Source organism: Vibrio sp. SBT000027, from assembly GCF_963894355.1.
Classification (GTDB): domain Bacteria; phylum Pseudomonadota; class Gammaproteobacteria; order Enterobacterales; family Vibrionaceae; genus Vibrio; species Vibrio splendidus.
In genome coordinates this window covers 364,183-378,762 of the sequence record NZ_CAWQGD010000004.1, presented here as the reverse complement: position 1 = coordinate 378,762, position 14,580 = coordinate 364,183, and the positions used below count along the sequence as shown (strand labels likewise).

General features: G+C 45.1%; 11 protein-coding genes and 2 tRNA genes. All 13 read right to left on the bottom strand.

Annotation, left to right across the window (positions count from 1 at the left end; translation table 11 throughout):
* Window positions 1-24 precede the first annotated feature (24 nt).
* A complete protein-coding gene (gene pnp, locus AACU28_RS11680) occupies window positions 25-2,145 on the bottom strand; it encodes a polyribonucleotide nucleotidyltransferase (protein ID WP_121602974.1) in 2,121 nt (706 codons plus the stop codon).
* A 379-nt stretch (window positions 2,146-2,524) separates the two neighbouring features.
* Window positions 2,525-2,794 (bottom strand): 30S ribosomal protein S15, encoded by a 270-nt coding sequence (gene rpsO, locus AACU28_RS11675; RefSeq protein WP_004734493.1) that lies wholly within the window; start codon window positions 2,792-2,794, stop codon window positions 2,525-2,527.
* A 218-nt stretch (window positions 2,795-3,012) separates the two neighbouring features.
* On the bottom strand, window positions 3,013-3,966 hold the full coding sequence (truB, locus tag AACU28_RS11670) for a tRNA pseudouridine(55) synthase TruB (RefSeq protein WP_004734494.1): 954 nt from the start codon (window positions 3,964-3,966) through the stop codon (window positions 3,013-3,015).
* The gene (rbfA, locus tag AACU28_RS11665; RefSeq protein ID WP_004734495.1) at window positions 3,966-4,379 is read right to left on the bottom strand and encodes a 30S ribosome-binding factor RbfA; all 414 of its coding nucleotides are present in this window, start codon (window positions 4,377-4,379) and stop codon (window positions 3,966-3,968) included. The genes truB and rbfA overlap by 1 nt, the downstream gene beginning before the upstream one ends.
* A 134-nt stretch (window positions 4,380-4,513) precedes the next feature.
* Window positions 4,514-7,204 carry a translation initiation factor IF-2 gene (gene infB, locus AACU28_RS11660; RefSeq protein WP_004734497.1) on the bottom strand — a complete coding sequence of 897 codons (2,691 nt, stop codon included), beginning with the start codon at window positions 7,202-7,204 and terminating at the stop codon, window positions 4,514-4,516.
* A gap of 22 nt (window positions 7,205-7,226) precedes the next feature.
* On the bottom strand, window positions 7,227-8,714 hold the full coding sequence (gene nusA / locus AACU28_RS11655; protein WP_004734499.1) for a transcription termination factor NusA: 1,488 nt from the start codon (window positions 8,712-8,714) through the stop codon (window positions 7,227-7,229).
* A 35-nt stretch (window positions 8,715-8,749) separates the two neighbouring features.
* The gene (rimP, locus tag AACU28_RS11650) at window positions 8,750-9,205 is read right to left on the bottom strand and encodes a ribosome maturation factor RimP (RefSeq protein ID WP_004734501.1); all 456 of its coding nucleotides are present in this window, start codon (window positions 9,203-9,205) and stop codon (window positions 8,750-8,752) included.
* Between the two features lie 237 nt (window positions 9,206-9,442).
* Window positions 9,443-9,519 (bottom strand) — tRNA-Met (locus AACU28_RS11645).
* Between the two features lie 53 nt (window positions 9,520-9,572).
* Window positions 9,573-9,657, bottom strand: a tRNA-Leu gene (locus AACU28_RS11640).
* Between the two features lie 16 nt (window positions 9,658-9,673).
* A complete protein-coding gene (gene secG, locus AACU28_RS11635) occupies window positions 9,674-10,006 on the bottom strand; it encodes a preprotein translocase subunit SecG (protein WP_004734504.1) in 333 nt (110 codons plus the stop codon).
* Between the two features lie 278 nt (window positions 10,007-10,284).
* The gene (gene glmM, locus AACU28_RS11630) at window positions 10,285-11,625 is read right to left on the bottom strand and encodes a phosphoglucosamine mutase (protein WP_004734505.1); all 1,341 of its coding nucleotides are present in this window, start codon (window positions 11,623-11,625) and stop codon (window positions 10,285-10,287) included.
* Between the two features lie 21 nt (window positions 11,626-11,646).
* Window positions 11,647-12,477, bottom strand: a complete 831-nt coding sequence (gene folP, locus AACU28_RS11625; protein ID WP_121602973.1) for a dihydropteroate synthase — start codon at window positions 12,475-12,477, stop codon at window positions 11,647-11,649.
* Between the two features lie 90 nt (window positions 12,478-12,567).
* Window positions 12,568-14,538 (bottom strand): ATP-dependent zinc metalloprotease FtsH, encoded by a 1,971-nt coding sequence (gene ftsH / locus AACU28_RS11620; RefSeq protein ID WP_102534911.1) that lies wholly within the window; start codon window positions 14,536-14,538, stop codon window positions 12,568-12,570.
* Window positions 14,539-14,580: the final 42 nt, after the last annotated feature.

Sequence of the window (14,580 nt, the reverse complement as noted above, 5' to 3'; positions counted from 1 at the left end):
ATATTCCCATCGATAGGCTGAGAATTACTCAGCAGCAGGTGCTTCGCCTTCTGCTGGCGTTTCAACTGCTTCTTTCATGCTCAGACGTACACGGCCTTGACGGTCAATTTCAAGAACCTTAACTGGTACTTCTTGACCTTCAGTTAGGTAGTCAGACACTTTCTCAACACGCTTGTCAGCGATTTGAGAGATGTGTACTAGACCATCTTTACCTGGAAGGATAGTAACGAATGCACCGAAGTCAGCTAGACGAGCAACTTTACCTTGGTAAATGCGGCCAACTTCAACTTCAGCAGTGATCTCTTCGATACGGCGGATAGCTTCTTGAGCAGCTGCGCCTTCAGTAGCAGCAATCTTGATTGTGCCATCGTCTTCGATTTCGATTGTAGTACCTGTTTCTTCACAAAGAGCACGGATAACTGCGCCGCCTTTACCGATAACATCTTTGATCTTATCAGAGCTGATTTTCATTGTGTGGATACGTGGAGCGAATTCAGAGATATCTTCACGAGCACCAGAGATAGCTTCATCCATTACAGAAAGGATGTGCTTACGTGCACCTTGCGCTTGGTTAAGAGCAATTTGCATGATCTCTTTAGTGATACCTTCGATCTTGATATCCATCTGAAGAGCAGTGATACCAGCGTTAGTACCTGCTACTTTAAAGTCCATGTCACCTAGGTGATCTTCATCGCCAAGGATGTCAGAAAGAACAACGAAATCGTCGCCTTCTTTAACAAGACCCATTGCGATACCCGCAACAGAAGCTTTGATTGGCACACCAGCATCCATAAGTGCTAGAGATGTACCACATACAGAAGCCATTGAAGAAGAACCGTTAGATTCAGTGATTTCCGATACAACACGAACTGTGTATGGGAATTCGTCAACAGAAGGCATTACTGCTTGGATACCACGTTTAGCAAGCTTACCGTGACCAATTTCACGACGCTTAGGAGAACCAACGAAACCAGTTTCACCTACACAGTATGGAGGGAAGTTGTAGTGTAGAAGGAAGTTATCTTTCTTCTCACCCATTAGGCTGTCGATGATTTGAGCATCACGTTGTGTACCAAGCGTTGCAGTAACAAGTGCTTGAGTTTCACCACGAGTGAATAGAGAAGAACCGTGTGTACGTGGAAGAACACCAGTACGTACGTCTAGCGCACGAACCATGTCTTTTTCACGGCCATCGATACGTGGGTTGCCAGCAATGATGCGGCTACGTACTACGTTTTTCTCTAGAGAACCAAGCATGCCGCGGATTTCGCGCTCATCTAGGTTTTCGTCTTGTGCAATTAGAGCTTCAACAGTGTCGCTCTTGATTGCGCCAACTTGCTCGTAACGAGCCATTTTCTCAGTGATCTGGTACGCGTCAGATAGACGTGTTTCAGCTTGCTCAGCAACTTTAGCTTTAAGCTCAGTGTTAACTGCTGGCGCTTCCCAGTTCCAAGATGGAGTTGCAACTTCAGCAGCAAACTCGTTGATTGCTTTGATTACAACTTGTTGTTGGTCGTGACCGTAAACAACAGCTGAAAGCATTTCTTCTTCAGATAGGTTATCTGCTTCAGATTCAACCATAAGTACTGCGCCTTCTGTACCAGACACAACTAGGTCTAGTTTAGAGTTTTCAAGCTCAGTATTTGATGGGTTAAGAACAAGTTCGCCGTCGATGTGACCAACACGTGCAGCACCGATAGGACCATTGAATGGCGCACCAGAGATAGCAAGCGCAGCAGACGTTGCGATCATAGTGACCATGTCTGGGTTTACGTCAGGGTTGATAGAAACAACCGTAGCGATAACTTGAACTTCGTTTTTAAACGCACTTGGGAAAAGTGGACGAATTGGACGGTCAATCAGACGAGCTGTTAGCGTTTCGCCTTCAGAAGGACGACCTTCACGCTTGAAGAAACCACCAGGGATTTTACCCGCAGCGTATGTACGCTCTTGGTAGTTAACTGTTAGAGGGAAGAAATCTTGGCCTGCAACAGCTTCTTTCTTAGCAACAACAGAAACGAATACTGATGTATCGTCCATAGTCGCCATTACAGCAGCAGTAGCTTGACGTGCCATTACGCCCGTTTCTAGAGTAACGGTGTGGTTACCGTACTGGAACGATTTTACAACTGGTTTTTCAAACATTGTATATCCTTAGCTCTAAAGTCATGACTTTAGATTAAGTGAAGATTGACTCAAGATATTACCAATCGCGACTAGTGAAAAGAGACTTGGGAATGATGCTTCTTTGTATGAGTTCATACGCCGAATTAAGACCAAATCCGCCTTTGAATAGTCGCGACCTATTGGCCGACATCTGTGACTGTAACGTCTTGAGAGGTTGATTGCCCAGCGTTGAAAACGCATAGGCGGGCGTAGTATAAACTATTTTTATTAGGAGAGATATTTCCTATCAGAAAAAGCCAGATGATATTCTGTGCATCCGGCCAAGCATTTTCTTACGGGTACAAAAAAAGGAGCATAAATGCTCCTTTTCTTCAAACTGTCTTTGCAGACATCGCTATTAGCGACGTAGGCCTAGACGCTTGATTAGATCTTGGTAACGAGTAAGGTTTTTGCCTTTCAAGTAATCAAGAAGCTTACGACGGCTAGAAACCATACGTAATAGACCACGACGGCTGTGGTGATCGTGTTTGTGCGCTTTGAAGTGACCTTGTAGGTGGTTGATAGAAGCAGTAAGTAGTGCTACTTGTACTTCTGGTGAACCTGTGTCGCCTTCAGATTGTGCGTATTCTGCAACGATTGCTGCTTTAGTTTCTGCATTCAGAGACATAAATCTCTCCTGATAAGAGTAAGTTTATATTTGTAGCAGCCAATCTCTGATTCAGCCGCTACGCGAGCCGAGGATTATAGGGAAGTTTACGAGTTGGTGCAATAACAATCGAACTCATGAAAAACGAAAAAAGCGAACCACCTAAATTAGGCGTTCGCTTTCTGTCTTATTTGCTCGCTTTTCACGACTCAGCGCTAAGATCAGACACTATGTAAGCGCTAAGCTTGTGGCTCTTCATCTCTGAAAACAACCAAACGCTTCGGTGCAACTCGGCCATCTTCAGCAATTTGAGCAACGCCAACAAACAGCTTCTCTTCACCGCTTGTCATGCGAACGGTACCTTCAGCAGGAGCGCCTGCGACTTGAACGGGCATACCGTGCTGAACAAGATCAGTCAGTTCCGCATTCAGGTTAACTTCAGGTAAGTCTTCTACAGCCGTGTCCATTGGCATTAGCAATGGATCAAGCAACTCTTTAGGTGCAATCTCTTGCGCTTGTGCTTGCTCTAGAATTTCGTTCAGCTGTTCCAAGGTAACCATGCGTTCATACGGGTACTTTGCAACACCAGTACGACGAAGCATTGTCACGTGAGCACCACAACCTAACATTTCACCAAGATCGTCGGTAATTGTGCGGATGTAAGTACCTTTAGAACAATGCACTTCCATCTCAACTTCATCACCTTCAAAGCGAAGTAGCTCAATGGAATACACAGTGATCTTGCGAGACTCACGAGGCACCTCGATACCTGCACGTGCATATTCATACAAAGGCTTACCTTGATACTTCAATGCAGAGAACATTGATGGAATCTGGTCGGTTTCACCTTTGAAGCTTGCAATGCAGCGTTCAAGTTGCTCTTGAGTCACGTTGATTTCACGCGTTTCAACCACTTCACCATCAGAATCTGAGGTGTTGGTACGCTCACCAAGCTTCGCGACAACAACGTAGCGCTTATCAGAATCTAGAAGAAACTGAGAGAACTTCGTTGCTTCACCAAGACAAATTGGCAGCATGCCAGTCGCAAGAGGATCCAGAGCACCGGTGTGCCCTGCCTTCTCTGCAAAGTAAATACGCTTTACTTTTTGCAGTGCATCATTAGATGAAATGCCTGTTGGCTTATCTAACAGAATTACCCCGTTTATAGGGCGACCTTTACGACGGCGAGCCATTACTCTTCATCCTTAGACTGAGTTTCGTCAGTGCGGCCAGATTCTTCTTGCTTACGCTTGTCATCGTTCAGAACTTCACTTACAAGGTTAGACATACGCATGCCTTCTACCAATGTGTTGTCGTAAGTAAAACGAACTTCAGGCGTTAGACGGTGACGAATACGCTTGCCAAGAGCCATACGAACTGGCACTTCATGCTCTTTAAGAGCAGCAAGACATGATTCAGGTGTTTGCTCACCGATACATAGGAAAGTCACGAACACTTTTGCGTATGCAAGGTCACGAGACACTTCTACATCTGAAATAGTTACCATACCAATGCGTGAGTCACGAACTTCACGTTGGAGGATAAGTGCGAGCTCTTTTTGAAGCTGCTGAGACACACGTTGTGTGCGGCTAAATTCTTTTGACATTTTCTTTTCTCACTTAGAAAGATGGGGGGCTTGGTAATTACCAGCCCCCCATGGTGTATTCAACAACCGATTACTTAGTACCTTTACAGGTAATGTTAGTAACCTTAGTCAATATGTCGAGTCGTACTGACTGATTAGTCTAGAGTACGTTTAACTTCAACAATTTCGAATACTTCGATCTGGTCACCAACGCGAACGTCGTTGTAGTTCTTAACGCCGATACCACACTCGTAACCATTTTTAACTTCTTGAACGTCATCTTTAAAGCGACGAAGTGACTCTAGTTCACCTTCGTAGATAACAACGTTTTCGCGAAGTACGCGGATTGGGCTGCTACGCTTAATCGTACCTTCAGTAACGATACAACCAGCGATTGCACCAAGTTTAGGCGACTTAAATACGTCACGAACTTGAGCAAGACCAATGATCTCTTGACGGAATTCAGGAGCAAGCATACCGCCCATTGCCTGTTTAACTTCGTCGATCAGTTGGTAAATGATTGAGTAGTAACGTAGATCTAGGTTTTCATTCTGAACCGTACCACGCGCAGTTGCGTCAGCACGAACGTTGAAACCAAGGATGATAGCGTTAGAAGCGGCTGCAAGAGTTGCATCAGTTTCCGTAATACCACCAACACCAGAACCTACGATGTTAACTTTAACTTCGTCAGTTGACAGTTTCAGTAGAGAGTCAGCAATTGCTTCTACAGAACCTTGAACGTCAGCTTTAAGTACAACGTTAAGTTCAGCAACTTCACCAGCCGTCATGTTCGCGAACATGTTCTCTAGTTTCGCTTTTTGTTGGCGAGCTAGTTTAACATCACGGAATTTACCTTGACGGTAGTTCGCAACTTCACGCGCTTTACGCTCATCACGTACAACCGTTGCTTCATCACCTGAAGCAGGAACGCCAGAAAGACCTAGAATTTCTACAGGGATAGATGGACCTGCAGTTTCGATGTCTTTACCGTTTTCATCGCGCATTGCACGAACACGGCCGTACTCTTGACCACAAAGAACGATATCGCCTTTGTTAAGAGTACCAGACTGTACTAGTACTGTTGCAACTGGACCGCGACCTTTATCAAGACGAGATTCAACAACAACACCAGATGCCATGCCTTCTTTAACTGCTGTAAGCTCAAGAACTTCAGACTGAAGAAGGATAGCTTCTAGAAGACCATCGATGTTTGTACCCTGTTTTGCAGAGATGTGAACGAAGATGTTCTCACCGCCCCATTCTTCAGGGATAACGTCGTATTGAGCTAGCTCATTCTTAACGTTGTCTGGGTTTGCACCCTCTTTGTCGATCTTGTTCACAGCAACAATCAGAGGAACGCCTGCCGCTTTCGCGTGCTGGATTGCTTCGATTGTTTGTGGCATTACGCCATCATCAGCGGCAACAACAAGTACAACGATATCTGTCGCTTGAGCACCACGAGCACGCATAGCTGTAAACGCCGCGTGTCCAGGAGTATCAAGGAACGTGATCATGCCGTTGTCAGTATCTACGTGGTAAGCACCAATGTGCTGTGTGATACCGCCAGCTTCGCCAGACGCAACGTGTGCTTTACGAATGTAATCAAGTGTAGAAGTTTTACCGTGGTCAACGTGACCCATGATAGTAACAACAGGAGCACGACCTTCTGCGACAGCATCGCTATCACGGTCAGCTAGCACTGCTTCTTCTAGTTCGTTTTCTTTACGTAGGATAACCTTGTGACCCATTTCTTCAGCAACAAGTTGTGCTGTTTCTTGGTCGATCACTTGGTTGATAGTCGCCATAGCGCCCATCTTCATCATTACTTTGATAACTTCAGTTGCTTTAACTGACATTTTGCTAGCCAGTTCAGAAACAACGATAGTTTCGCCAATAGCAACATCAGATTTAGCAACAGTTGCTGACTTATCGAAGCCTTGCTGCATTGAAGTTGGTTTAGCAAGCTTACCTTTACCGCCACGACCACGTTGGTTACGACCACCACGATTGTTGCCAGGTTGAGCTGCTGGAGCAGGTTTCTTCTTGCGACGACGAGGAGCTTTCTCATCTTTTTTATCAGCCGCATCTTCTGCTTCACGAGCATAAGTAGAAGTAGTCACATGGTAATCCGCAGATTTCTCTTGCTCTTTCTTCTTCTTCTCTTCTTCAGACCAACGTTCTTGGTTCTCTTCTGCTAACTTACGAGCTTCCTCAACAAGCTTAGCTGCTTCAGCTTCGGCTTTACGAGTTGCTTCTTGCTCTTGACGAGTTTTAAGTTCATCCGCTTCTTTTTTCGCTTGTGCGTTAGCGTCTGCATTTTTTGAATTCATGTCTTTTTTAGCCTTTTCAGCTTGTGCGCGTTGAGCCTTCTCTTCAGAATCACGTTTTGCATCCGCTTCACGTGTTACTTTTTCTTCGGCTTCGCGCTGTGCTTTCTCTGCAGCATCACGTTTCGCTTGCTCTTCAGCATCGCGTTGTGCTTTCTCTTCCACTTCACGATTAGCTACTTCCTCAGCTTCACGTTTCGCTTCATCTTCAATAGTGCTGCGCTTCACGTAAGTACGCTTTTTACGTACCTCTACTTGAACATCCTTACTCTTACCGCCTCCAGCGGCAACACTTAGCGTGCTGCGGGTCTTGCGTTGAAGAGTTAAACGAGTCGGTTCTGTTTCGCCTGAAGTATCGCCATGCTCCTTTTTAAGGTGCGTTAGCAATGTTTGCTTCTCTGAATCAGTCACTTGATCCGACCCTGCTTTCTTCATTCCTGCATCAGCAAGTTGTTCAATTAAGCGGTCAACTGGCGTACCAATCTCTTCACTCAGTGCTTTAACTGTTAATTGTGTCATACCGCTTTCTCTCCTTGCTGAATTATTCTTCGTCGCCGAACCAACAGATGTTACGCGCAGCCATAATCAGCTCGCCTGCTCGCTCTGCAGTTAGGTCTTCGATGCCTTCTAGTTCATCAACGCCTTGGTCAGCTAGGTCTTCCAATGTCGCAACGCCTTTTGCTGCTAGCTTGTAAGCCATTTCACGCTCAAGACCTTCAAGTGCAAGTAAGTCTTCAGCAGGCTCAACACCGTCGAAAGTCTCTTCTTTCGCTAGCGCTAGAGTAGTCAGTGCGTCTTTCGCGCGGTTACGTAGTTCTTCAACGATACCTTCGTCTAGACCGTCTACTTCAAGAAGCTCGTTCACAGGAACGTATGCCACTTCTTCAAGTGTAGAGAAGCCTTCTTCAACAAGCATTTGAGCAAAGTCTTCTTCAATGTCTAGGTGCTTCATGAAGTTTTCAATAGAAGCAACGGCTTCTTCTTGGTGCTTCTTCTCTAGATCAGCAACAGTCATTACATTCAGTTCCCAACCCGTTAGTTGAGAAGCTAGACGTACGTTTTGACCGCTACGGCCAATCGCTTGTGCCAGGTTATCGGCTTCAACAGCGATGTCCATAGAGTGTGCATCTTCATCAACGATGATTGAAGCAACATCAGCAGGCGCCATTGCGTTAATAACGAACTGAGCTGGGTTATCGTCCCAAAGAACGATATCGATACGCTCACCGCCAAGATCATTAGAAACAGCTTGTACACGTGCACCACGCATGCCAACACACGCACCAACAGGGTCAATACGTTTGTCGTTTGTTTTCACAGCGATTTTAGCACGAGAACCAGCGTCACGTGCAGCACCTTTAAGTTCAATTAGCTCTTCACCAATCTCAGGCACTTCAACGCGGAATAGTTCAGCTAGCATTTCTGGCTTCGAACGAGTAACGAAAAGCTGGAAACCGCGAGCTTCTGGTTTAACTGCGTAAAGAAGACCACGAACACGGTCACCTGGACGGAAGTTTTCACGAGGAAGTTGGTCGTCACGAAGGATTACCGCTTCAGCGTTGTTACCTAGGTCTAGAATAACTGTGTCACGGTTAACTTTCTTAACTGCGCCAGTTACGAGCTCGCCTTCGTTGTCAATAAACTGTTCAACGATTTGAGCACGTTCTGCTTCACGTACTTTCTGTACGATAACTTGCTTAGCCGTTTGAGTCGTAATACGGTCAAACGTTACTGATTCGATATCATCTTCAATGAAACCGCCAAGTTCGATCTCTGGATCATCGTACTTTGCAGCTTCAATAGAGATTTCTTTTGTTGGGAATTCAACTTCCTCAACAGCTTCCCAACGGCGGAAAGTTTCGAAATTACCCGTTTTACGGTCAATTTCTACACGAACTTCAATTTCTAATTCGCTTTTCTTTTTTGTTGCCGTTGCAAGCGCGATTTCAAGCGCTTCAAAAATACGCTCACGAGGAACTGCTTTCTCATTTGAAACAGCTTCTACTACCGCCAAAATTTCTTTGTTCATTAATCTAGCCTCTTAAGCTCTTCTCACTAGGAGAACTAAAATTTAGGGATCAGGTTAGCTTTCGCAATATTGCTCAGGACGAATTCTTCTTCTTGTCCTTCAACCAATACTTTCACTGTCTCGCCTTCGATAGATTGGATATCACCTTTCCATTTACGACGGTTGCCGACAGCCATTTTCAAAACGATGCTTACCTCGTGACCAATAAATTGTTGGTAATGCTCTGCTTTGAACAGTGGTCTCTCTAAACCTGGTGAAGACACTTCAAGGTTATAAGCCACTGAAATTGGATCTTCAACGTCCATTACGGCACTTACTTGGTGACTAACCTCAGAGCAATCATCTACATTGATACCATTTGGTGAATCGATGTAAATACGTAGCGTTGAGTGCTCACCAGCACGAATAAATTCTAATCCAACTAACTCATAACCTGATGCTGCTACTGGAGCGTCAAGCATTTCAGTAAGTTGTCTCTCTAAACCAGTCATTTAACCACTCCAGAAACAAAAAAAGGGCTCAAAGCCCAATTTAAATTCCAAGCAAACATTATCATCTAAAGGCATTTACAAATGCTTAGATAACAAAAAACCCCGTATAAGCCGGGGTTTTTGTTGCTGGACCCTTATATGTTAAGTGTCATCACATTCGATATCACACTTAACTCACAGTGAGGTTCACACTGTGCAAACTTGCTACCAATACAAGCTATATAATAGCATTGAAATTGGTTGCGGGAGCCGGATTTGAACCGACGACCTTCGGGTTATGAGCCCGACGAGCTACCAAACTGCTCCATCCCGCGTCCGACTTGTGAGCATTATACGCCCAACAAGATGTTTTACAAGTTTGTAAACATGGTGCCGAGAGAGGGACTCGAACCCTCACACCCTAAGGCACTAGCACCTCATGCTAGCGTGTCTACCAATTTCACCATCTCGGCATCAAATCTTTGCAGCTTATTGTGGAATTTCGTCGCCTTGCGTCGGAACTTCACTCACTGCATCTTCAGCTTGCTGAATTACCTGACCTTGAGTCGGGTCAATCCATTGTGACTCAGTTTTATGTGTAGACATATTACCAAGCACTAAGCTAAGGATAAAAAATGTAGTTGCAAAAACTGCAGTCATTCGGGTAAGGAAATTTCCTGAGCCACCAGCACCAAACACAGTGTTTGAAGCGCCAGCACCGAAAGAGGCTCCCATATCTGCGCCTTTACCTTGTTGAATCAACACTAGGCCAATTACACCAAGCGCTGCCAACAGGTAAATCACAAGTAGAACTGTAAACATTTTTCCACCTATGTTCCTAATTGTTGAGCCAGCGCCGTTCAAAAAACTATTTTCAAGAACAAGGCTAGCGACCTCCTAACTGAAGGCCGAGCAATACTAGCGAATGCGACGATGGCTGACAAGGGGAATTTGCTAAAAAATAAGCCTTTACCAAGCGAATGGTTAAAAAAAGGTCAAAAGCGACACAAAACTCATTTACGTCTCTTTTGACCGTTATATAAGTCAATCACTTCTAATCACAGGCGCTATTCGTTTCGCCGGTTAAGTAAAAGGTTAAATTAGCAGTTTGCTTTTACTGCATCTGCAATCTTAAGCGCAGACGCTTGAACAAGCTCTGCGTCTTCGCCTTCAACCATGACACGCAGTAGTGGCTCGGTACCAGACTTACGTAATAGCACACGACCTTTCTCGCCAAGCTCAGCTTCTACTTCTACAACCGCCGCTTTCACCGCTTCTGCTTCGAGTGGATTTGAGTCACCGCTGAAACGAACGTTTTCTAGAACTTGAGGATATAACGTCATACCTTGAGAAAGTTCATTCAGTGTCATTTCACTGTCGACAACTGAAGCCAATACTTGCAAGGCAGCAACGATAGCATCACCTGTCGTCACTTTATCTAATAGGATAACGTGACCCGAATTTTCTGCACCGATCTTCCAGCCTTTAGCAAGAAGTTGCTCCATGACGTAACGGTCACCAACAGCAGCACGAACAAACGGAATACCTAACTGCTTAAGGCCGTTTTCCATACCAAGGTTGGTCATTAGTGTACCAACAACGCCACCTTTCAACTCACCACGACGCAACGCATCACGAGCAATGATGTAAGCGATTTGGTCACCATCAACCTTATTACCTAGCTCATCAACCATGATGATGCGGTCACCGTCACCATCAAAGCCTAGGCCTAACGCTGCTTTTTCTTCAAGTACTTTAGCTTGCAGAGCACGCACATCTGTCGCACCCACTTCGTGGTTGATGTTAGTACCATTTGGTTCAACACCCATTGCAATCACTTCAGCACCCAACTCTTTAAATACCGCTGGCGCAATGTGGTAAGTCGCACCATGTGCGCAATCCACCACAATTTTCATGCCCGCTAACGTCATTTTGTGTGGGAATGTACTTTTACAAAATTCGATATAACGGCCAGCTGCATCATTTAAACGTACAGCTTTACCCAATGCAGAAGATTCCACGCACTCGATATCTTTATCTAGTTCAGCTTCGATAGCCAACTCAATGTCATCCGACAATTTAGTGCCTTCAGAAGAGAAGAACTTAATGCCGTTGTCATAGAAAGGGTTATGCGATGCAGAGATAACGATACCAGCTTCAGCACGGAAAGTTTGTGTTAAGTAAGCAACAGCAGGTGTTGGCATTGGGCCAGTAAACGTAGCCTGAAGACCCGCAGCAGCAAGGCCAGCTTCTAACGCAGACTCAAGCATATAGCCAGAGATACGAGTATCTTTACCAATGATCACTTTCTTGGTGCCCTGCTTCGCAAGAACACGACCTGCAGCCCAGCCAAGCTTCAGAACAAAATCAGGTGTAATCGGGTATTGGCCAACTTTGCCACGTACACCATCTGTGCCGAAGTAACGTCTTTTATCAGACATATTGATTTTCCTTAATTATTATTAGTGATTGTTATTCATCACTTCGATTATCTTCATCGCTTCCAATGTATCTTCAACATCGTGAACGCGAATAATTTGTGCGCCTTTCATTGCAGCGATAGTCGCGCAAGTGACACTGGCTACCATGCAATCTGCTGGGGCCTTGTCCAGTAGCTTAAAGATCATCGATTTTCTCGACATCCCAGCTAAAACTGGCAACCCAAGCGTATGAAATTTTTCAAGGTGCGCTAATAGGTGGTAATTGTGTTCAATGGTTTTACCAAAACCAAAACCAGGGTCCAGAATCAGCTGTTCTTTTGAGATTCCTACAGCCTCACAAGCTTCCACTCTTTCTTGTAAGAATGCTTCAACATCCATTAGAACATCGTCGTAAACTGGGCTAGCTTGCATGGTTCTTGGTTGGCCTTTCATGTGCATCAGGCAAACAGGAACATTAGCCTCAGCGGCAGCTTGTAGGGCACCTGGCTCTTGTAAAGCGCGTACATCATTGATCAAATCAGCACCCGCTTCAACAGCTTGGCGCATCACTTCCGCTTTGCTGGTATCAATAGAAATCCAAACATCAAACTTGGTACGAATCGCTTTAATTGCAGGAATAACTCGAGCGAGCTCTTCCTCTAAGGAAACGTCCGGTGCTCCAGGACGAGTCGATTCACCACCAATATCAATAATGCTAACGCCGGCTTGAATCATTCGTTCAGCTTGCAGCAATGCATTGTCTAATGAGTTGAATTTTCCGCCATCAGAGAAAGAATCAGGGGTGACATTGAGGATACCCATTACATGTGGGCGGTCTAAAACGAGCGTTTTATTGTTTGCTTTTAATATCATGAAAGGCAGGTCTTAAAGAGTAAAAAACACCTTGGGCTATAAACAGAAAAACCCTGAGCGTACTCAGGGTTTTAATTTATAGCTTAGCGATTAAGAATCTTTGTTTTTAGTATCATCTGATTCAGATTTAACTTCTTCAACTTTCGATTCTTCTGGGTCTGCTTTAGCTTGTTCTTCTGATTTAGCTTCAGCTTCAGGCTTGGCTTCTTCCTTTGCAGGTTCTGCTTTTGCTTCATCACCCCAACCAGCAGGCTCGCGAATCTCGTCTTTACGTTCCATCAAGTCATCAATCTGACCTGCATCAATCGTTTCAAACTTCATCAGCGCATCTTTCATCGAATGCATGAGATCCATGTTCTCTTCAAGAATCTGCTTCGCACGAGCATAGTTACGGTCGATAAGAATACGAATTTCTTCATCGATAAGTCGAGTTGTATCGTCAGAAACATGTTTCGCTTGGCTCATGCCACGACCTAGGAAAACTTCGCCTTCTTCTTCAGCATATAGAAGAGGACCTAGTTTTTCAGAGAAGCCCCACTGCGTTACCATCTTGCGAGCAATATCAGTTGCACGTTCGATATCGTTAGACGCACCAGTCGAAACCTTGTCTTTACCGTAGATAAGTTCTTCAGCAAGACGACCACCGTACAAGCTAGAGATCATTGACTCTAGGTGTTGGCGAGACATGCTTACGCGATCTTGCTCAGGTAGATACATAGTCACACCAAGTGCACGACCACGTGGAATGATTGACACCTTGTACACTGGATCGTGTTCAGGTACCAAACGACCAACAATTGCGTGGCCTGCTTCGTGGTAAGCTGTTGACTCTTTCACTTCTTCAGACATCACCATTGAACGGCGCTCTGCACCCATCATGATCTTATCTTTCGCAAGTTCAAACTCAACCATCGATACATTGCGTTTGTTACCACGAGCTGCAAATAGCGCCGCCTCGTTCACAAGGTTCGCAAGATCTGCACCAGAGAAACCTGGAGTACCACGAGCAATCAGAGATGGTTCAACATCACCTGATAGTGGAACTTTGCGCATGTGCACTTTAAGAATCTGTTCACGACCACGTACATCAGGTAGACCAACCACAACTTGACGGTCAAAACGACCAGGACGAAGTAATGCAGGGTCTAGCACGTCGGGACGGTTAGTCGCAGCGATAACAATAATACCTTCGTTACCTTCGAAGCCATCCATCTCAACCAGCATTTGGTTAAGTGTTTGCTCACGTTCATCGTGACCACCACCAACACCAGCGCCACGTTGACGACCTACAGCATCGATTTCATCGATAAAGATGATACAAGGTGCTGCTTTCTTCGCTTGCTCGAACATGTCACGCACACGAGATGCACCAACACCAACAAACATTTCAACGAAATCAGAACCTGAGATAGTAAAGAACGGTACTTTCGCTTCACCAGCAATTGCTTTTGCAAGCAATGTCTTACCAGTACCAGGAGGACCGACCAACAGGATACCTGTCGGGATCTTACCACCCAGTTTTTGGAAGCGACTTGGGTCACGAAGGTAATCCACAAGCTCTTTCACGTCTTCTTTTGCTTCGTCACAACCAGCAACATCCGCAAACATCGTTTTGATTTGTTCTTCGCTCATCATTCGAGCTTTGCTCTTACCAAAAGACATCGCGCCTTTACCGCCGCCGCCGCCTTGCATTTGACGCATGAAGAAAATCCACACACCAATCAGTAAGATCATTGGGAACCATGAGATGAAGATAGTGCCAAGCAGGCTCTGCTCTTCAGGTGGTGTACCCTGAACTTTTACGTTTTGATTAATTAAGTCATCAAGTAGCTTTTGATCATAAACAGGCATGTAAGTTACATACTTAGAGCCACCACCACGACGTGTGAAAGTGATTTCGCTGTTATTGAACTGTGCGTCTTGAATCTGGCCTTGGCCAACTTCCTGTACAAACGTGGTGTAATCTACTGCTCTGCCGTTACTTTCCCCAGGGCCAAAGCTCTGGAAGACCGACATCAACACAACCGCGATAACAAGCCACAGAATTAAATTTTTTGCCATGTCACTCAAGGTGTAAGCCTCTCGATAACTAATTGTAATTAA